Origin of the sequence: Hallella colorans (assembly GCF_003096815.1) — a bacterium.
In the GTDB taxonomy this organism is placed as follows: domain Bacteria; phylum Bacteroidota; class Bacteroidia; order Bacteroidales; family Bacteroidaceae; genus Prevotella; species Prevotella colorans.
Window position 1 is genome coordinate 52496 of record NZ_QENY01000002.1, and the last position, 21471, is coordinate 73966.

The following is a 21471-nucleotide window of genomic DNA, read 5'->3' on the forward strand; positions in this document are numbered from 1 at the left end:
ATGTCACAAAGACTATACGCGCTTTCCCAGTTGGTCAACAACCGATTTTTTCCATTGCACGAAGTCGCCTTGCTCTATGTGCCGGCGAGCATCCGTGACAAGACGAAGATAAAACGCAAGGTTATGGATACTGGCTATTTGCATGGCCAAAAATTCTCCTGCCTTGAAAAGGTGGTGCAGGTAAGCCTTGGTATAAACGCGGTCTACGTCACATCCATTGGCGTCAATGGGCGTGAAATCGTTTTCCCATTTCTTGTTGCGCAAATTCATAGTGCCATCGTATGTGAATAGCATCGCGTTGCGCCCATTGCGAGTAGGCATCACGCAGTCGAACATGTCAACTCCTCGCTCAATGGCCTCGAGTATATTTGAGGGTGTTCCGACACCCATGAGATACCGCGGTTTGTCTTTGGGCAAGATCTCGTTTACCACCTCTATCATCTCGTACATCACCTCGGTAGGTTCACCCACGGCAAGCCCACCGATGGCATTGCCGTCTGCTCCCTTGTCCGCCACGTACTTGGCAGCTTCTTGGCGTAAGTCTTTGTAGGTGCAACCTTGAACGATAGGAAACAGTGATTGACTGTACCCATATAGCGCTTCGGTCTCATTGAAACGCTTGATGCACCGGTCGAGCCATCGTTCTGTCAAAGCCAATGATTTCTTGGCATAAGCATAATCGCTCTGTCCGGGTGGACATTCGTCGAATGCCATCATAATGTCTGCGCCAATAACACGTTCTGTATCCATTACATTCTCGGGCGTAAAAAAATGCTTGGATCCGTCTATATGCGACCTAAACTCGCATCCTTCTTCTCTTAACTTTCTAATTCCGGTAAGAGAGAATACTTGAAAACCACCACTGTCGGTGAGTATGGGGCGTTCCCAGCCATTGAAACCGTGTAGTCCTCCAGCTTTTCGCAGGATGTCAAGCCCCGGCCTAAGATACAGATGATAGGTGTTTCCCAAAATGATTTGCGCATTGACTTGTTCGCGCAACTCACTGAAATGAACAGCCTTAACACATCCACATGTGCCCACAGGCATAAAAATGGGCGTCTTGACACATCCATGATCGGTCTTTATTAAACCTGTGCGTGCGTCACTATTGGGATCGGTATATTGCAACTCAAATCTCATCTGCTATCCTTTGGTTTGTTTAGTTATTCTTGACAGTCTCTTCCTTGTTGAGCGATGTGTCATGAAAGGTCAAGTCTACAGGGTTGTCCACAATTTCATCGGTAAGTGCAAAATCCCATACATCTTGCACGTTTTCAACATAATGGAACTCCACTCCTTTACGGTATTTTTCCGGGATTTCCTCAATATCCTTGCGATTATCCTTGCACATCAAGATATCAGTGATACCCGCGCGCTTGGCGGCCAAGATTTTTTCTTTTATTCCTCCTACCGGAAGCACTTTGCCACGGAGCGTTATCTCTCCTGTCATGGCTGTGTTTTTGCGCACTTTGCGCTGTGTGATGGCCGATGCGATAGACGTGGCAATCGTGATGCCGGCAGAGGGACCATCCTTCGGAGTAGCCCCCTCTGGGACATGAATGTGTATGTTCCAATTGTCGAAAATACGCGAATCTATATTCAACGACTCACCATGCGCCTTAACATATTGTAGCGCGATTATCGCGCTTTCTTTCATTACGTCGCCCAAATTGCCCGTTAACGTTAGTTTGCCAGCTTTGCCTTTGGAAAGCGATGTCTCTATAAAGAGAATCTCTCCACCTACGCTTGTCCATGCCAATCCTGTTACAACGCCAGCGTAATCATTGCCTTGATACACGTCACGATAGAACGGCGGATTGCCTAACAAGGCCTCTATCTCGGCAGGATTAATATTGGTAGACGCCAGGGTTCCTTCCATAGCTTTGCGAAAAGCCATCTTGCGCAGAGCCTTGTTAATCTGTTTTTCCAATTGCCTTACGCCACTTTCTCGTGTGTATTGCTCTATGATTTTTTCCAAAGCAGCTTTGGAAAATTTGATCTTGGGGATATTTTTATCTAATCCTGTATTCTCCAACTCGCGAGGTATGAGATGCCGTTTGGCTATTTCTATTTTCTCCTCAGTGATGTAACCAGAAACTTCGATAAGCTCCATTCGGTCAAGCAATGGCCGTGGTATGGTGTTCAGGTCGTTGGCCGTGGCTATGAACAATATCTTGGAGAGATCAAAATCTACGTCCAAAAAATTGTCATGGAAGGCATTGTTCTGCTCTGGGTCGAGCACTTCGAGCAATGCCGACGACGGGTCTCCGTTGATAGTGTTCTGCGTAACCTTATCTATCTCGTCAAGAATGAACACAGGATTAGCTGAGCCAGCTTTTTGGATACTCTTGATTATACGCCCTGGCATGGCACCTACATAGGTGCGACGATGCCCGCGTATTTCGCTCTCGTCGTGCAACCCTCCCAATGACATACGCACATATTTGCGTTTCATGGCTGCGGCTATGCTCTTGCCAAGAGATGTCTTGCCCACTCCGGGAGGTCCATAAAGACAAATAATGGGTGATTTTAAATCTCCACGAAGCTGTAAAACAGCAAGATATTCAAGAATACGCTCCTTTACTTTTTCCATGCCGTAGTGGTCTTGGTCGAGTTTTTTCTTGGCACGATTAAGGTCAAGGTTGTCTGTTGTATATATTCCCCAAGGCAAAGACACCATCTGTTGCAGGTAATTGTACTGCACACTGTATTCCGGGCTCTGTGGGTTGAACATGTCGAGCTTGTCCAATTCCTTATTAAATGTCTTGGCAACCTCTTCTGGCCATTTCATATTTCGAGCCTTCTCCATCAGCTCTTTCTTCTCGGGCGAGCCATCGCTGCCGCCCAGCTCCTCCTTGATATTTTTCATTTGCTGCTGCAAGAAATATTCTTTCTGCTGCTCATCAAGGTCTTCGCGTGTTTTCTGGTGTATCTCGTTCTTGAGCTGTTCAAGCTGTATTTCCCTGTGCTCTATTTTCAAAAGCTCTATAATGCGGTCTTTCATGTTGTCGCATTCCAACAACTTTATCTTGTCTTTCACCGACAAAGGCAAGTTGGTGCATAAGAAATTAACGTACATTGTTCCATGCGTTAAATTCTTAAGCGTGAGCAATAATTCATCAGGAATATCCTCGCTGCTTCTTATAAGTTCCTCGGTTGTATCCTTTAAATCATCTAAGAGCGTCTTGAACTCTGGGTCGTTGTCAAACTCAAAATCCTCATAAACGCTTGATACTACACCTTTATAAAAAGGTTTTATACTTGTTATCGACTCTAAACGACATTTGCCCAAAGCTTGAAAAATAGCCGTTACATTATCATGCGTGGGCATTTCGATGATTTTAACCAATCGCGCATAGACGCCATGCTCATTTAGCTCATGAGCATCGGGAACATCAACATCTGGATTTTTCTGGCAAAATATAGCGCATATATTGTCGTTAGGGCTTTTACTAAGTTTCTTGGCGAGATTTAAACTCGCTTTTCTACCTAAAAGAATGGGTACCAATACGCCTGGAAAAAGCACCATATTCCGTGTTGCGAGTACGGGCACCTCATCGGGTGCGGGCATATTCAGCAGGTTTGTTATATCGCCGTCAAAATCGGCAAACATCTGAATAGAAGTGTTTTGTTGTTTACTCATTGATATCTTATGAACATTTATCCAAGTGAATACAACTTTGCGTGCGTTCCACTTTATATTATCTTGCAAAGGTACGAATAATATCGCAAATTAGGATGGCCTCTGCTTACAAAATTAACACACACAAAGCATTATGATAAAATATGCTGCACAAATGTCCGTTTAATAAAAAATGGATCATACTTTTAAATTCAAAAATTTCTCTTTACAACAAGATCGTTGTGCCATGAAAGTAGGTACAGACGGTGTGTTGTTAGGAGCTTGGGCACGAGGCGGCTCGCGTGTGCTTGACATTGGCACTGGCACAGGTGTAATCGCGATGATGCTTGCACAGCGTTTTCCCAACGCGAGCATTGATGGAATAGATATTGACATAGCGGCGGCAAAGCAAGCTCAAGAGAACGTTGAGTCTTCAAAATTTGCCCATCAAATTAAAATATATCATTCATCTTTCCAAGATTATGTTCCGACAACGTCTTATGATGCCATCGTGAGCAACCCTCCATTCTTTATAGATAGCCTGAAAAATAATGACACAAAACGCATGTTGGCCAGACATACGGAGGTCACTTTTTTCAAATCTCTGTTTCGTTTTTCCAAGCAGTGGCTTTCTATTTGTGGCGAGATAAGTCTTATCGTCCCAAAAATATGCTCTGAACAAATCGAGTCTGAAGCATATCTTCTTGGTTTTATGCTATCAAGAAAAATACATGTCAGCTTTACTTCTGACAAAAAAGCTGAACGAGTTTTATTATCATTTGTCCTAAAGCGGAGTTTTGAAGTGGAGATTAAAGAGATGCATCTCTTCGAAAAAGATGGTTGTAGAAGTTTTTGGTTTAATGAAATGACACACGATTTTTATTTACAATAAATACTATATTTCATTGCTTAAATATTTAAAAAAACAATAAAACAAATATGGTTAAGCTTAAAGAAGATCTCAATGACAATGCTCGACGCATACATCGCAAACTTACTATATTGTTACGTGCGGGAATGGTGCTTATGGAAAGTGCCGCCGACACTAATCGTATTGTGCGTAACATGAGACGAATAGCTGCGTTTTTAGGATTGAATGAAGAAAATTTGAACATAGACGTGCTCTATGGTACGCTTAAGGTGAACTATAGCGACGATACGCACTCGTTTAGCAGGTTTGTCCATTCAGACAAGTATAACATCAACATGAAAGCACTCGCGGCAATGAGCCAGTTGTCGTGGCAAGCCATACAGAAAGATTATACGATGAGTAGATTTGAGCGTGTGGTCAACCGCATAGCCCAAGGAAAATCTGATTATCCTGCATGGCTTGTCACATTGGGGGCCGCTATGGGATGCGGAGGCTTTTGCGTGCTGTTCGGTGGCGACTGGCCTTCGTTTGTGCCAGCCATGATAGCGGGTTTTATAGGATTTGCCATACGTGGCCGTTTGCTCAGATCTGGATTTAATGTGTATATGGTTACGGCCCTGACCGCTTTTCTTTCCACCATGGCTGTTTGGTTGCTCATGCTGTTACTGCCGATAGATTTCAGTGAACACCCATACCATCCGTTTCTCTGCTGTGCCTTGTTTTTGGTGCCGGGTGTAGCTCTAATCAATTTTTTGGACGACATGCTCGACAATTATCTTCTTGTCGGATTGGCTCGTTTGTCCAATGCATTGGTTCAAATCGCGTCCATGACATTCGGCATTGTCATCGCAGTTAGTATCTGTGGAGTGAATGATTTTCTCACCACGCTTAGCATAAAACCTGTTATTAGCTATTGGGAGGCAGCCATTGTCACTTGTGTTTCGGCCATCGGTTTCGGCATGATATTTGGTGTTCCTCGCCGCACCTTGCCCGCCGTGGCTTTACTTGGCGTAGTGGGCATGTTCACTCGCAATTTTTTAGCCTTTGATCTTGATTTAGGAGTTACCATTGGTACGTTGGTCGGCGCGTCGCTTGTATCCATCATTGCCACACGGTTGGTTCAACCCACGCGCAGCCCCAACCATGTGCTCACCATTCCAAGCGTTATCCCAATGGTACCAGGCATATTGATGTATCGTGGCATTTTTGGATTTATCCAGATGGGAACAGCTGTTGATGAACTAATGCGATCACTCGATTTTCTCATCAACGCCGGACTTATCGTACTCTGCATCTCTATCGGCGTGGCCATACCCAACATTTTTGCCCGTCGCTGGGTAGCCACTACACGCAAACGCGAGTTGCAAAAACTCATAGCTGATCGCCGTGAGCGTGGCCGCTTTGTCAACCTGTCCGATTTTGACCAATGACAAGAACGTCAACAAATAGGTATCAAAATCGTACTAAAAGGCTTATACCCGTATGTCAGTCTTGTTGAAAACCATACAGAAATAGGCTATGTTGATAAATGCTATATATTTGGCAAACGTCTCTCTATGGCCTTTTGTACAAGTTTCGCGAGGGTCACACCACGCCGAGTTCGCCTTGCTATCTCTGTTCGCACGTCGTTTATTTCGTTGAAAAGCTCTGCCGCCGCAGTTTGTATGGCATTAGGTTTGCGCAGGCTCTTGTCGCCATCAGGATTTACGACGATGTGGATACCCTTAGCCTCCACGTGTATATCAATATTAGTTCCAGCCTCAACCGGTTCTCCGTCATAGTGTATAACACCTGGTTTTGATCGGTGTATATGCAATTTTTTGGTTTGAAAAGTCTTTATTTTAGAACTAATGTCAAGTGTCTTGCTAAACATATCTATGGCTATCTGTGGTGCCTCGAGCATGTCAAATGGCTCCATGATGATCACATCCATCAGTCCATCGCTCATCGATGCTTGTGGGGCTATATAGGCGTTGTTGCCGTATTGTGACGCGTTGGCACACGAAATGAGAAAAGCCTTGTAGAGGGAGACGTCGTCATCATTGCTTATCTCATAAGTCTCAGGTCGATATTTCAAACCGCTCTCAAGCACTTTTTGTATATAGGTTATTGGTCCACGCTTGCCCGTTTCGGCAAATTTCATGCTCACAAAAGCATCAAATCCCATTCCGCACGTGCAAAAAAAAGGATGCTCATTGATAACGCCATAGTCAAGTTCTCGTATCAAATGACGGTTTATTATCTCTATACTTTGCTTTATTTTCAAGGGTATTAGCAAGTGCCGAGCCAATCCGTTACCCGACCCACAGGGTACAATACCCAATGCGGTTTGTGTGTGCACCAATGCGCTTGCCACCTCATTCACAGTGCCATCACCACCGACAGCCACTACGATGTTTATGCCGCGCGAAGCCGCTTCTTGGGCTAAAGACTTGGCATGGCCTGCGTGGTCAGTGAATATAATGTCAATATCAAACTTGTCTTTGTCAATGTATCTCATTATCTCTGCTGGCAAATCCTCTTTACCAGCAGTTCCAGAGATTGGGTTGATAATAAATAGTACTGAGAGCTTCATTTTTCAAATTATTGACCCCGCAAAATTAATGATTTTATAACGATTAATGGGACGTTTCTTATTTGTTTTTTCTAAAATCCATGTTTTATCTGTTTTTTAAGTGCGATATTGGTTCTTTTTTGTATCTTTGCAGCCTATTTGAAATTGTAAGATATATCTACACCTATTTATATAATGGGACAATTACAGGAAAAGTTTAAAAGTTATCGTTTGCCTCAACAATATATGGAGGCTGGGGTTTATCCTTATTTTAGAGAGATTACAAGCAAGCAGGGGCCCGAAGTGACAATGGGTGGCCACAGAGTGCTCATGTTTGGCAGCAACGCTTACACTGGCCTGACAGCCGACGATCGTGTCATCACTGCGGCCAAGAAAGCTTTGGACAAATATGGGTCGGGCTGCGCGGGTAGCCGATTCCTCAATGGCACTCTCGACATTCACGTGCAATTGGAAAAAGAATTGGCTGCATTTGAGCATAAGGACGATGCGTTGTGCTTTTCCACTGGCTTTACGGTCAACTCTGGCGTTATCCCATCTTTGGTTGGTCGTGGCGATTACATTATATGCGACGATCGAGACCATGCCTCCATCGTTGATGGACGACGATTAAGTTTTGCCACTCAACTGCGCTATAAGCATAATGATATGGAAGATTTGGAGCGGGTGCTGCAAAAACTTCCCATAGAAGCCATTAAACTTATCGTAGTAGATGGCGTGTTCTCCATGGAGGGAGATCTCTGCAAATTGCCTGAGATCATTGCGTTAAAACACAAATATAACTGCTCTGTTATGGTAGACGAGGCTCATGGGTTGGGTGTGTTTGGCGAGCAAGGACGAGGCGTGTGCCACCATTTCGGCTTGCAAGACGAAGTTGATGTAATCATGGGCACTTTCTCAAAGAGTTTAGCTTCCATTGGCGGCTTTGTTACCTCAGATTTCGACACCATCAACTATATACGGCACACAAGCCGCACATACATTTTCTCGGCCAGCGACACACCGGCTGCCACGGCTGCCGCGATAGAGGCTTTGCACATTATTCAAAACGAGCCGGAACGCATTAGCCGCTTGTGGGATGTGACCAATTACGCATTGCAACGTTTCCGCGAGGAGGGTTTTGAGATTGGCGAGACCGAAAGCCCGATTATTCCTCTGTACGTTCGCGACATTGACAAAACATTCATGGTCACTCGGTTGGCTTTCGATAATGGTGTTTTCATCAATCCCGTGATTCCACCTGCGTGTGCTCCACAAGACACATTGGTGCGTTTCGCACTCATGGCAACACATACAAACGACCACGTAGAGCGAGGTGTACAGGTGCTCAAGAAGATATTTGTTCAAGAACACATTATCTAACAAGTGTTCGATGCCTTAGCGAGAACGAATGCAGAAATCGTCTTTCCGCATTCGTTCTCGTAATTTTTTTGCTACACGATACACATATTTGCCAATGCGTATCCATGCGACGAGGGTATAACGCCATGCCTTCTCCATAGCCTCGCGGGGGTGTGTATTTGTCTATGTACATCTTGCATGTAAGTCTCTAAATACTTAAGAATAGGGTAGGTTTTGGCCTTTCGCTCAGTCTCCATTTCCTCGGGTGACGTTTTCTGTTATCTGAGTTTTTCTTCCAATTTATAAAGCGTGACTATCGTTCTGGCGACACAAGCGGCATTTCTGTCGTCAGTAGCCAAAATGCTCGAACTTACGTTGTGCATGTGCCGTACATCCCAACAGCCCTGTGCCATCTGTTTGTGGTAGACGATAAAGCCATGGCGTTCGCAGTGAAAGTATCTTAATTCGGTTACGGGGACGATTGAAGCAAACGTAGACATCACCCTCGGAAGTGTTTAAATCATCACTGCATATCAATTGAGGCAGGCGAAGAATGCCCTGACGCGTATTCATAGGAGTGAATCAAATCCGAAAAAAAATTTGTTTTGTTGAGTGCAAACATATTTTTTTTCAGGCAAAGGAAGTAAAGCGGCTATACCACACAACGGCGTCTAATCTGGGATGCTTGCGGTGTTTGGGGCTGTAGCGTTTGACATAAGTTTGCCACGCTTTTGCCCATAACATTAAAAACCGTATATTCACCATTGGAATATACGGTTTTATGCCGTTAAGCGGGCATGCCCACTATACTTTTTAGATACGATTTTTAGCAAATTTTGCGCGAGCCATCGCCTATGACCACATCGATAACTTCAGGTTCATGGCCATATTTTGCGCAGAACTTTTGTTTGGCATCAGCTATAAACTTGTCGTAGATAGCATCTTTTACCAAGTTTATGGTACAGCCTCCAAAGCCGCCACCCATGATTCGACTACCTGTCACGCCGTTTTCTTTAGCCAGGCTGTTAAGATAGTCAAGTTCCTCGCAGCTCACCTCATACTCTTTGCTTAAACCCTGATGGGTCTCGTACATTTTCTTGCCCACTGTCTCGTAGTCTCCTTTGACCAAAGCGTCACAAACGGCAAGTACGCGATCTTTCTCGCCAAGTACATAGTGAGCGCGTGTGTAGTCTTCTTTGCTCACTTTGCCCTTTACTGCTTCCAAGTCATCCCACGACGCGTCGCGCAGTGTCTCAAATTTGCGCTCGGAAAATTGCTCGTTCAATGCTTTGACCACATTCTCGCAAGACAAGCGCCTGTCATTGTAGGGCGAACCAACTAACTCATGCTTTACCTTGGAGTTTAGCAATACCAACTTGTACCCTTGAGGGGCAAAGGGGAAATATTCAAACTCTCTACTGCGACAATCTAAGCGCATGAGCTTGCCTTTTTGCCCAAAAACGGAAGCAAATTGATCCATGATACCGCAATTCACGCCAACATACTTGTGTTCAGTGGCTTGCCCAGCAAGCACCATATCCCATTTGGAAACTTTGCCGTCGCCAAAGAGGTCGTTGATTGCAAAAGCGAAACAGCTTTCCAATGCGGCGCTCGAGGACATGCCCGCACCCAATGGTACGTCACCCGCAAAGGCAGCATTAAATGGCTTGACATCCACGCCAAGGGCTTTCATCTCGCGCACTATACCATAAATATAGCGTGCCCACGTGGCAGAAGGACCTTTGGGATCGTCTATCTCGAAGTGAACCATATCTTTCATGTCGATAGAGTAGATGTTGCAAGTTTTCTGTCCATTGGGCCTCACTTCTGCCATAATGCCTTGCTCCACGGCTCCTGGGAACACAAAACCGCCATTGTAATCGGTATGCTCGCCAATGAGATTAATGCGTCCGGGAGACGCATATATGTTACCAGTCTTACCATCAAAATGCTTGATAAAGCGGCTTCTTACATGTTCTATGTTCATGGTTGTAATATTTTAAAGGGTTAATAAGTTATTATTCATTTTTTTCACAGGCCTATTTTCGAGCCCCAGTTGCAGAACCAAATGATGTACGCGTAGAAAATAAACAAGCAGCAGGTGGCAGCTATCACGCCGGTTGCATCGACAATGACACCCATGAGCGGCATTAATAGGGCTGCCCCGATCACGCCAGTATTAATCACGCCGGTAGCCGTCTTCGTGTGGGGGCCAAGTTCTTGTAAACCTAAATTGAAGATTAGAGGCCACATCACTGAGTGGAACAGGCCAGCTACAAGCATGGCCCAAATGCCTGTCATGCCTGGCAGAACAATTGATAAACCAATGCAGGCAGCTCCAAGAATGAGGCAGGTGGAAAGTAATTTGCGAGCCTCAAATTTCGCCAATATGGCCGCGCCCACAAATCGGCCCACCATCATGCCTCCCCAATAGAAAGCAAGAAATGTCGTGGCTACCGTGGCATAACTGTCCGCATAAGCTGGTATGGCCCTAAACTTATAAGGAAGCATGGATGGAACACCAATCTCCACGCCCATATACATGAAGATGGCGAGTGCGCCAAGCCATACATGGGGATATTTAAACACGCTGCTCTTATATTGCCGATGCCCTCCTGATGCTTCAGCCTGCTTGGCCTCGTCTATCTTAGGCAGTTTCAAGAAAATGAGTATTCCACAGATGACGAGCGTAAAGATGCCAAGCCCAAGAAATGGACCGGGAACAGCGATTGGCGCTGGCGCTTGCCCTTTGATAATGACGTATGTGATAAAAAGGGGTGCCAATGTGGTGGCAACAGAGTTGAGAGCTTGGCTCAACGTCATGCGAAAAGCACCTTTCTCCGGGCTTCCCAACACCATGACATATGGGTTAGCTACATTTTGCAACATCACTACGCCACATGCCACTACGCACATGCTGCCTAAAAAGACGGCATATACTGTCGCTGAGTCTGCTGTGGCAGCGTCAACGCCTATGGCCGACCTAATGCCCACAGAGTTGGCGACGAACCCCAATCCCGCAACGGCCAGACCAAGGATAAGCGTTCCCTTATAACCAATTTTGTTCATAAGCATGGCAAAAGGTATGCTCAGCAGGTATGCGCCATAAAATGCGGTATTGACATATTGTCCTTGTTGAGCCGAAAGGTCAAAGGCCTTAGAGCAAAAAGCTATCATAGAATTGTTCATTGTGGTGATAAACCCTATCAAGAAGCACACTATGAACACAACAACAAGCGCAAATGTATAGTTGGTTTTGGGATTAGTCGAGTAGTTTTCCATGTGATATAATACGTGCGTTACATCTTTTAGAAAATAAAGAAAAGGACGAACAGCCTCCAACCGTGCTTTGTTGACATGAGGCTTGTTCATCCTTTCGGTTATTGTTTTATTTTACACCAAACTTGTAAATGGTCTTCTGCTTGTACTGCTCACCCTCCTTCAGCACCACGGATGGGAAGTAAGGACGATTGGGAGAGTCGGGGAAGTGCTGGCATTCGAAACAGATGGCCGACCGCTTCGGGAATGTAGCGCCATGTTGCCCTTTGTATCCATCGGCCCAGTTGTCCGTGTAGAGCTGCATGCCGGGCTCTGTAGTGTACACCTCCATTGTTCGGCCACTCTTTGGCTCGGTAATGCGCGCGGCAAAACTAAGTTCTCCTTCTTCTTTCTTGTTCAAAACAAAGCAGTGGTCATAACCTGCTCCACGCTTGATTTGTAGGTTGTCGGCATCAATGTCTTTGCCCACTTCTTTGGGAGTCCTGAAATCAAACGGCGTACCTTCCACGCATCGAATTTCGCCCGTTGGAATAGAAGTTTCATCAATAGGAAGATAAAAGTCGGCGTTGATCTCGCAGATGAGGTTGTCCACTTTGGGCGTAGGGTTGGCAATTCCAGCCAAAGAAAAGAATCCGTGATGCGTGAGGTTGACAATGGTCTTCTTGTTGGTACAAGCCAAATATTCTATTTGAAGCTCGTTGTTGTCAGTCCAAGTGTAAACCACCGTGGTTTTCAATTCGCCAGTAAACCCCTCTTCCCCGTATGCGGCCACATAGTGGAGCACTAACGTTTGATCGTTCATCATTTCTGGTTTCCACACTCGGGCATTGAAGCCTTTGACACCCCCATGCAAGGCATTAGGGCCATTATTTATCGGCAGGGAATACTCTTTGCCGTGCAAGGTGAATTTTCCTTTGGCAATACGGTTGCCAAATCGGCCGATCAGAGTGGACAGATAAGGCTCAGGGGAGTTGATAACGTCTTGGATATTGTCATGTCCTTGAATGACGTTGGCCAACTTGCCGTCTTTGTCTGGAACCATGATGGCTACAACAGCGCCACCATAATTTGTGATAGCCACTTCGTTGCCCGCTTTATTTTTTAGTATAAAGAGGTCAGTTTTTTTACCATTTACCGTGGTCTGGAAGTCCTCTCTTCTCAGACCACAAATGTTTTTGGTCTCTGTTGTATTCGTCATAGATATAAGTTTTTAGTTATATATTACTTTAATGCAAAGTAAATAAATTAAAATGACAAATACAAACTAATGGGTGAAAATTATGGAGCGATTAATGTTAAAAATCGTTTAAACATAGCAAATCGGCAACAATGTAATTGGATCCACCTATAAATATGAAATCGTCGGTGTCGGCGTCGTGTTTGGCCTCATGGTAAGCCTTGCCCACATTGTCAAATATTTGTCCTTTCAGCCCATGCTTTTTCCCCAATTCGTCAATCTTCGTGGCAGCTATCGCACGTTTGGTGGATGCCTGCGTCCAATAGTAAACCGCGTCTTTAGGTAGCATGGCCATCACACTGTTAACATCTTTGTCGTCCACCATTCCGAACACCATACGCAGCGTTTTGTATTTTTGCCCTTTGATTTGCGGAGCCAAATATTCCCAACCTGCCACGTTGTGGCCAATGTCGCATATGGTTTTTGGATGATCCGCAAGCAGTTGCCATCGACCCATAAGATGCGTTAGATGAGATATATTAGCCAATCCGTTTCTTACATTATTATCTGTTATGTTGAGCAAGACGCCTTTGTCGCCTATTTTTCCACGCAATACGTTGATAGCGCTAAGCACCGTGTTGGTGTTTTGGGTTTGGTATGCGCCGCTTAGCTCTCCGTGAAAGAAACCAAACGACTTGCTGTCGTAGTCGCGTCCGCCAGCCACACACGGCTTCGAGGTTATCACCTCCGGCGCGTCTTCGGCAAAAAAGATTTCTGCGCCGTGTCTCTTGGCCACCGCCTCAAACACTGGGCGAGTTTCCGGCGTGGCCTCACCGACGACCACTGGCGTGTTGTCTTTGATGATGCCAGCTTTCTCACCCGCTATCTTAGCCAATGTGTTGCCCAAAAATTGTGTGTGATCAAAGCTGATGTTGGTGATGACAGATAGGATGGGAGAGATGATATTGGTACAATCGAGCCGTCCTCCAAGCCCAACCTCTATCACGGCTATATCAACTTTTTGCTGCTTGAAATAGAGCAAGGCCAGAGCTGTGGTCAGCTCAAAAAAAGATGGATGGAGCGGTTCGAAAAAAGCTTTCTCGCTCTCTACGAACTTCGTAACGTCTCGCTCGCTGATGCACACGCCATCCACCCTGATACGCTCTCTAAAATCAACGAGGTGCGGAGACGTGTAAAGTCCCACCTTATAGCCGGCGTTTTGCAAAATAGCGGCTATGCTATGCGAGCACGAACCTTTGCCGTTGGTTCCCGCAACGTGAATGGTCTTGTAGGATAAGTGAGGATGCCCGAAATGCTCATCGAGTGCCAAAGAATTGTCCAATCCCTCCTTGTAGGCGCTGCCGCCCACGTGCTCGAACATGGGATAGCAATTGTACAGATAGTTTATGGTATCTTGATAATTCATCATCTTTCTGTCATGGTCATGCCATGGGATAATGATATATAAACAGAGACGACGTAAAACGGTTGCGTTTTTACGTCGTCGCCTTGTAATAATTAATGAAAAAAGTTTCTAAATCTTTCAAAGATATGTTTTTTGGTGGTGCTGTCTCCCATGAAGTTGTCGCTACCTTTCAATGATTCGACGGCCTTGCGCTCATCCGAGGATAGTGTCTTTGGTACATACACGCTGATATTCACAATGAGATCGCCCATGCCACTGCCATATCCCTGCACGGCTGGCAGGCCTTTTCCCCTGAGTCTTACGCTTTTGCCGGGTTGTGTGCCGGGCTCTATTTTCATTCTGACACGCTTGCCGTCTATGGTGGGAATAATGGCGTCGCCACCAAGCGTAGCGGTTGGAAAATCCAAGAGCAAGTTGTAAATCACGTCTTGATGGTCGCGCACAAAGGTGTCGTTGGGTTCTTCCTCCACTATGACTTGTATGTCACCGTTCACCCCGTTGCGTGGGCCGGCGTTGCCTTTGCCGCTCATGTTGATCACCATTCCTTCTTCTACACCCGCTGGTATTTTCACCTCGACAACCTCTTCGCCTTTCACTGTGCCCGTGCCACCACATTTATGGCATTTGTTTTTGATGATAGTACCTTCGCCGTGACATGTCGGACACTCGCTCTGCGTGGTCATCATGCCAAACATGCTTCTTACCGTGCGGTTAACCATGCCCGCGCCATGACAGGTGGGGCAAGTCTCTGGTATATGCCCGGGTTCGGCTCCTGTGCCATGACAATCGTCGCACACGATATCCTTTCTCACCTTAAACTTTTTGGTGACGCCACTTGCCACGTCTTGCAAAGATAGTTTAACCTTCAGTCTGAGGTCGCTGCCACGGTATACACGTTGCCGCGAACCGCCATCGCCACCACCAAATCCGCCAAATCCACCAAATCCGTCGCCGTGACCGCCAAAGATATCTCCGAACATGGAGAAAATGTCGTCCATGTTCATGCCGCCAGCGCCAAATCCGCCAAAACCGCTGCCTTGGGGGCCGTTAAAGCCAAACTGGTCGTACTGTTTGCGTTTTTGTGCATCGTGGAGCACCTCGTAAGCCTCGGCGGCTTCTTTGAATTTTTCCTCTGCCTCTTTGTTGTCGGGGTTGCGGTCGGGATGGTATTTGATGGCCAATTTGCGATAGGCCTTCTTGATTTCGTCTTCAGACGCATTTTTATCTACACCGAGAACCTCGTAATAATCTCTTTTCTCTGCCATTTTTTAGTTTTTTCTTGAGAAAATATTCGATACCGCAGAATTACTGTCCAACAGCCACTTTGGCATGACGGATCACTTTGTCGTTCATGGTATAACCCGTTTGCACACAGTCTATCACCTTGCCTTTCTTGTCATCCTCGGCTCCGGGCACCATGGCTACAGCCTCATGGAAATCTGTGTTAAAATCTTCTCCTACCGCGTCTATTTGTTTTACGCCAATAGATTCGAGTGTCTTCACAAATTTATTGAATATCATTTGCGTACCCTCCTTGATGGCTTTCGGATCCTCGCTCTTGTCAGCGACGGCTCGCTCAAAATCGTCAAGGATAGGCAACAGCGCCGAAACCGTCTTAGCACCGCCATTTTGTATTAGTTCCATCTTCTCTTTGATGGTGCGCTTTTTATAGTTTTCAAACTCGGCGATGGTGCGTAGCAACTTGTCCTTGAGAGACGCGATCTGCTCCTGAGCCTCCTCCAAAGGATCTTTTTCTGGCTCGGCTGGTTCAGCGGGAGTTTGTTCGTCAACGCTTGTTTGATTTTCGTTCGTGTCATCAGACATGGTTTCTTTCTCGCTCGCTTGCTCTGTTTGCGTGTAGTTATCTTCAGAAACCTCATTGTCTTGCGACAGTGGTTTTTTGGTATCTTTTATCTTTTCTGTCATAGTTTATTATATTTACACTTTGCAAACAACAAAAAACATGCCACTATTTAGGCCTTACATATAATGGCAGATGGTGGCTAACTGTACATCTTCGCTTTTTGCTCTTTTATCTGTTCGTCGTATATATACTCATCGTATGGCATGAGTTTGTCAATGGTGCCTTTGGGAGTGAGCTCGATGATGCGGTTTGACACCGTGCGTATGAACTCGTGGTCGTGGCTGGAAAATAGCACATTGCCCTTGAATGCTATAAGATTGTTATTGAAAGCCTGTATGCTTTCCAAATCCAAATGGTTGGTGGGGGTGTCGAGAATGAGACAGTTGGCGTTTTGTAGCTGCATGCGCGCTATCATGCACCGCATTTTCTCACCTCCTGATAGCACATTGACGCTTTTCTCCACCTCTTCTTGTCTGAAGAGCATTCGGCCCAAGTAAGCCTTCATGGCCACTTCGTTGCCGGGGCCGTATTGACTCAGCCAGTCCACAAGGTTAAGGTTACTCTCGAAAAATTCGGTGTTGTCCAATGGCAAATAAGCCGTGGTGATGGTGACGCCCCATTTATACTCGCCGCCGTCTGGTTCTCGATTGCCGTTGATAATCTCAAAAAGTGCGGTCATAGCCTTGGGGTTATGGCTTAGAAACACCACTTTTTGCCCCTTCTCTATGTTAAAGTTCACATTGTCAAAAAGCACGGTGCCATCGCTGTCAACAGCCTTGAGGTTTTCCACCTCGAGTATCTGGTTGCCCGGCTCGCGCTCCATCTGGAAGATTATGCCCGGATATTTGCGGCTCGACGGGCGTATCTCCTCCACATTTAACTTTTCTATCATCTTCTTGCGCGAGGTGGTTTGTCGGCTTTTTGCCACATTGGCAGAGAAACGACGGATAAACTCTTCCAGCTGTTTCTTTTTTTCCTCGGCTTTCATTTTTTGGTTTTGGGCTTGGCGCAGTGCCAACTGTGAGCTTTCGTACCAGAAACTATAGTTGCCGGAGAACACCGTCACTTTTCCAAAATCGATATCTATGGTTTGCGTGCTCACGGCATCGAGGAAGTGTCTGTCATGACTCACCACCAACACGGTTTGCGTGTCATCGATGTTGCCCAAATAGTCCTCAAGCCACTCCACGGTGTCGAGGTCAAGGTCATTGGTAGGCTCGTCCAAGAGTAGATTGTCCGGTTTGCCAAACAATGCCTTGGCCAACATTACGCGCACTTTCTCGTTATTGGATAGCTCGCCCATTATTTTCTGGTGCGATGCCTCTTTTACGCCCAAATTTTGCAGCAATTGAGCCGCGTTGCTCTCGGCTTCCCAACCGTTCATTTCGGCAAATTTCTCTTCGAGTTCGGCCGCCCGTGTGCCATCCTCGTCTGTCATTTCAGGCTTCGAGTAGAGCCTCTCGCGCTCTTTCATGTTATCCCACAAAGCCTCGTAGCCCATCAGCACTGTGTCCATCACGGTGTGGTCGTCATATTTGAAGTGGTCTTGCTCGAGAACCGAAAGACGTTCGCCCGGGCCCATTTCCACGGTACCCTTATTAGGTTCCAGCTCGCCGCTGATGGCACGTAGCAGCGTTGACTTGCCCGCGCCGTTGGCACCGATAACACCATAGATGTTGCCGCGCGTGAACTTAACGTTGACATCTTTGTAAAGTACTCTCTTTCCAAATTGGATAGCGATATTTGTCAGTGTAATCATTAATGGATTCTTGTCTTAATTAATATACTGTTATTATGTGCAAAGGTACAACAAAATTGGTAGATAAAATAATAAACCGTGCAAAAACCTACGGCCAAATGGTTTAGCGAGCCCAACCAAGGCGCTGTGGCAAACGCAAAGGGCAAAGTGACGAAACGCGAGGTGACGAAACGAGACAGGGCTTGGATAGCAAAATGACGACTGCAAACATTTGTCTAATTGATACATGAAAAAATACTACAAACATGTGCTTGTATTAACGATATTTGAAAAATAAAAGAAGTTTGTTCAAAAAACGCTCAAATTTCATGAGTTGGAATAATTGCCATTGTGTCAAGGATTTACAAACAACAATAAGTAAAACTTTACATTTTGTGGGCTTGTCGGTTGACGATCAATATCTAATGGGCGCGCGATTAGGTACTAATTACATGTTGATTAGCGTGTAATGGCGAGCTGAATAGAGCTTTTACACGGTGCCATTAATGCTCAATTGTTCAATGACTATGTTTTTGGAGTGTGAAAATTGCATCAGAAATCTGAAAAAACAGAAATATCTTCTCTAAAAGCATAAGTTTGTAAGGTCGTAATAATGGTATATTTTCTCAACAAATACACATTGTGAAAAGATTGCGCCATCGTGTTGAAGAGCGGACAAACAGAATGAGACGAAAAAGCCTCGGCGAGCAAATAAATGAAGACGGATTGACGGCACACGTAGCGACAAAAGACAGAATAAGTTAAGAAGAAGCTCTATATTTTCGATTTGAAAGCTTGTGGCATTGAAAAAAACTTCGTACTTTTACAACTTGTAAGAGCTGCTAAACGCATCAGAGCGAAAATAAACGGCCTTAAATCGAATTTACAGTAAATAACATATAGATATCAAATGGACGAGAATCAAACAATTGATCACGACAGAATTTTAAGGATTAACATTGAGGATGAGATGAAGTCATCCTATATCGACTATTCCATGTCGGTGATAGTGGCACGCGCCTTGCCCGATGTAAGGGATGGTTTCAAGCCTGTGCACCGCCGTATACTTTATGGCATGCTGGGCCTTGGCAACACGAATGACAAACCCTATAAGAAGTGCGCGCGCGTAGTGGGCGAGGTGCTCGGTAAGTATCACCCCCACGGAGATAGTTCGGTGTATGGCGCGCTTGTACGCATGGGCCAAGATTGGAACATGAGATACAAGCTCGTTGACGGGCAGGGTAACTTTGGTAGCGTGGATGGTGACTCGCCGGCGGCCATGAGGTACACGGAGTGCCGGTTGTCTAAGATGGGTGAGCACATCATGGACGACATAGACAAAGAGACCGTCGACATGGTGAACAATTTTGACGACACACTGCAAGAGCCGGCGGTAATGCCTACGCGCGTACCTAATTTATTAGTGAATGGCGGCAATGGCATAGCTGTGGGCATGGCCACCAACATGCCCACGCATAATCTTAGCGAGGTGATAGAGGGCTGTTGCGCTTATATTGACAATCCGGAGATAGACACAGAAGGCCTTATGCAATATATCCCTGCGCCCGATTTCCCCACCGGAGCTTATATCTATGGTCTACAAGGCGTGAAAGATGCCTACGAGACAGGTCGCGGCAGGGTAGTAATGCGAGCCAAAGCCGAGATAGAAAGCGATGAGAGCCATGACAGGATAGTGGTGACAGAGATACCCTATGGCGTGAACAAGCAGCAACTTATCGAATATATCGCCGACTTGGTGAAAGAAGGAAAGATTGACGGTATATCAAACGTGAACGATGAGACAGGGCGCCAAGGCATGAGAATTGTGGTGGATGTGAAGCGCGACGCTAACGCAAAAGTCATCTTGAACAAACTCTTCAAGATGACAGCTCTACAAAGCTCATTCTCTGTCAATTGTATAGCTTTAATACCAAACAAGAATAATGCGCTTCTGCTACGTCCTAAATTGCTGTCGCTTTGTGAGTGTGTGGGCTATTTTGTGGACCATAGACATGATGTGACCATACGTCGCACGCAATATGAGCTAAGAAAGGCTCGCGAGCGCGCGCACATTCTCAAGGGATTAATCATTGCCTGTGACAACATCGACGAGGTGGTGCACATCATTCGAGGCAGCAAGACCCCCGCTGAGGCTCAGTCTAAATTGGAGAAGCGGTTTGAGCTCGACAACCTACAATCCAAAGCCATCGTGGACATGCGCTTGTCTCAATTGACGGGGCTGCGCATGGATCAGCTGCATGCGGAATATGATGATTTGATGAAGCAAATAGACTATTTGCAATCTATTTTGGACGATCCTGAAAAATGCAAGGAGTTGATGAAGGCCGAGCTTAGGGAGGTAAAAGAGAAGTATGGCGATGAGCGTCGTACCCAAATTATCCCAGATGAGCATGAGTTTAACGCTGAGGATTTCTATCCCAACGATCCTGTGGTTATCACGGTGAGCCATCTTGGCTACATCAAACGTACGCCATTGAGCGATTTTCGCGAGCAGGCGCGAGGTGGTGTAGGCTCCAAAGGCGCCCACACGAGAGAGAAAGATTTCACTGAGTACATCTATCCGGCCACCATGCACCAAACCATGCTCTTCTTCACCAAGAAAGGACGCTGCTACTGGTTGCACTGCTACGATATTCCTGAGGGTGATAAAACATCGAAGGGTAGGGCCATACAAAACTTGCTCAACATAGAACCGGACGATGCCGTAAACGCTTTCTTGCGCTTGCGTGGCCGAGGGTTGTTGGACGAAGACTTTATCAACAGCCATTATGTGGTGTTTGCAACTAAGAATGGCACGGTGAAAAAAACATGCCTGAAGGAATATTCCAGACCGCGCGCCAATGGTGTGATAGCCATCAATATCGTTGAAGGCGACGAGGTGGTGGACGTGCGCCTGACCAATGGCGACAACGAACTTATCTTGGCTAACCGCAACGGAAGGGCAGTTCGCTTTGACGAGAGCGCTATTCGCCCCATGGGACGTGTATCCACAGGCGTGAGAGGCATGAAGATTGACGATGACGACGATGCCGTGGTAGGTATGATCGTGGTGAACGATGCAGAGAAAGAAACTGTCATGGTGGTAAGCGAAGATGGCTATGGCAAACGTTCTGACGTAGAGGATTATCGCAAAACCAACCGTGGCGGCAAAGGCGTGAAAACCATGTCAATTACGGAAAAGACTGGCCGATTGGTAGCCATCAAGAACGTGACCGATGATAACGACTTGATGATTATCAACAAAAGCGGTATCGTGATACGCTTGGCGGTGGCCGAAGTGCGAGTGATGGGCCGCGCCACACAGGGTGTTAGGCTGATTAACTTGGCTAAGAAAAACGATGTGATAGCAAGCGTTTGCAAGGTTATGTCATCTGAATTGGAAGCTACGGCAGAAGAGGAGAGCCGTCAAGAAATGCGCGAAAACAATGCGCAATTTGACGAATCGACCAATCAAGCTGTATCTACAGATAATGTCAATGACATCGAATCGAACGATGATACTGAAGAAATCATAGACTTTGAAAAGTAACATCTTCGCCTCATTGGACGTCTGTTTAACA

Annotated in this window: 15 protein-coding genes; 4 read left to right on the forward strand and 11 right to left on the reverse strand. The window is 46.0% G+C overall.

Annotation, left to right across the window (positions count from 1 at the left end):
• Positions 1-12 precede the first annotated feature (12 nt).
• Both tgt and lon read right to left on the reverse strand, forming a co-directional pair.
• Positions 13-1140 (reverse strand): tRNA guanosine(34) transglycosylase Tgt, encoded by a 1128-nt coding sequence (gene tgt, locus C7379_RS01235; protein ID WP_116615632.1) that lies wholly within the window; start codon positions 1138-1140, stop codon positions 13-15.
• Positions 1141-1159: 19 nt separating this feature from the next.
• The gene (lon, locus tag C7379_RS01240) at positions 1160-3643 is read right to left on the reverse strand and encodes an endopeptidase La (RefSeq protein ID WP_116615633.1); all 2484 of its coding nucleotides are present in this window, start codon (positions 3641-3643) and stop codon (positions 1160-1162) included.
• Positions 3644-3869: 226 nt separating this feature from the next.
• Between lon and C7379_RS01245 the strand changes: the two genes are divergently transcribed.
• On the forward strand, positions 3870-4514 hold the full coding sequence (locus tag C7379_RS01245; RefSeq protein ID WP_243406671.1) for a tRNA1(Val) (adenine(37)-N6)-methyltransferase: 645 nt from the start codon (positions 3870-3872) through the stop codon (positions 4512-4514).
• A gap of 47 nt (positions 4515-4561) precedes the next feature.
• A complete protein-coding gene (locus C7379_RS01250) occupies positions 4562-5923 on the forward strand; it encodes a threonine/serine exporter family protein (protein ID WP_116615635.1) in 1362 nt (453 codons plus the stop codon).
• 101 nt (positions 5924-6024) lie between these two features.
• Here the strand turns inward: C7379_RS01250 and C7379_RS01255 are convergent, their stop codons facing one another.
• On the reverse strand, positions 6025-7068 hold the full coding sequence (locus C7379_RS01255) for a diacylglycerol/lipid kinase family protein (protein ID WP_116615636.1): 1044 nt from the start codon (positions 7066-7068) through the stop codon (positions 6025-6027).
• Positions 7069-7242: 174 nt separating this feature from the next.
• On the opposite strand from C7379_RS01255, the gene spt reads away from it, so the two are divergent.
• Positions 7243-8427 carry a serine palmitoyltransferase gene (gene spt, locus C7379_RS01260; protein ID WP_116615637.1) on the forward strand — a complete coding sequence of 395 codons (1185 nt, stop codon included), beginning with the start codon at positions 7243-7245 and terminating at the stop codon, positions 8425-8427.
• Positions 8428-8754: 327 nt separating this feature from the next.
• On the opposite strand, the gene C7379_RS12890 is transcribed toward spt, so the two are convergent.
• The 8 genes from C7379_RS12890 to C7379_RS01305 all read right to left on the reverse strand — a co-directional run bounded on the left by C7379_RS12890 (position 8755) and on the right by C7379_RS01305 (position 17911).
• Positions 8755-8979 carry a hypothetical protein gene (locus C7379_RS12890; RefSeq protein WP_243406672.1) on the reverse strand — a complete coding sequence of 75 codons (225 nt, stop codon included), beginning with the start codon at positions 8977-8979 and terminating at the stop codon, positions 8755-8757.
• Positions 8980-9232: 253 nt separating this feature from the next.
• A complete protein-coding gene (galK, locus tag C7379_RS01275) occupies positions 9233-10393 on the reverse strand; it encodes a galactokinase (protein WP_116615638.1) in 1161 nt (386 codons plus the stop codon).
• A 44-nt stretch (positions 10394-10437) separates the two neighbouring features.
• The gene (locus tag C7379_RS01280) at positions 10438-11778 is read right to left on the reverse strand and encodes an MFS transporter (RefSeq protein ID WP_243406673.1); all 1341 of its coding nucleotides are present in this window, start codon (positions 11776-11778) and stop codon (positions 10438-10440) included.
• Positions 11779-11794: 16 nt separating this feature from the next.
• Positions 11795-12883, reverse strand: a complete 1089-nt coding sequence (locus C7379_RS01285) for an aldose epimerase family protein (protein WP_116615639.1) — start codon at positions 12881-12883, stop codon at positions 11795-11797.
• Positions 12884-12980: 97 nt separating this feature from the next.
• Positions 12981-14288, reverse strand: coding sequence for a bifunctional folylpolyglutamate synthase/dihydrofolate synthase (locus C7379_RS01290; RefSeq protein WP_116615746.1), 1308 nt, complete (start codon positions 14286-14288; stop codon positions 12981-12983).
• Between the two features lie 92 nt (positions 14289-14380).
• Positions 14381-15553: a molecular chaperone DnaJ gene (gene dnaJ, locus C7379_RS01295; RefSeq protein WP_116615640.1), complete on the reverse strand. Its 1173-nt coding sequence runs from the start codon at positions 15551-15553 to the stop codon at positions 14381-14383.
• A gap of 40 nt (positions 15554-15593) precedes the next feature.
• Complete coding sequence (locus C7379_RS01300; protein WP_116615641.1) at positions 15594-16214, reverse strand: nucleotide exchange factor GrpE; 621 nt, start codon at positions 16212-16214, stop codon at positions 15594-15596.
• Positions 16215-16291: 77 nt separating this feature from the next.
• A complete protein-coding gene (locus C7379_RS01305) occupies positions 16292-17911 on the reverse strand; it encodes an ABC-F family ATP-binding cassette domain-containing protein (RefSeq protein WP_116615642.1) in 1620 nt (539 codons plus the stop codon).
• 889 nt (positions 17912-18800) lie between these two features.
• Here C7379_RS01305 and gyrA point away from each other — a divergent pair.
• Complete coding sequence (gyrA, locus tag C7379_RS01310; RefSeq protein ID WP_116615643.1) at positions 18801-21440, forward strand: DNA gyrase subunit A; 2640 nt, start codon at positions 18801-18803, stop codon at positions 21438-21440.
• Positions 21441-21471 lie beyond the last annotated feature (31 nt).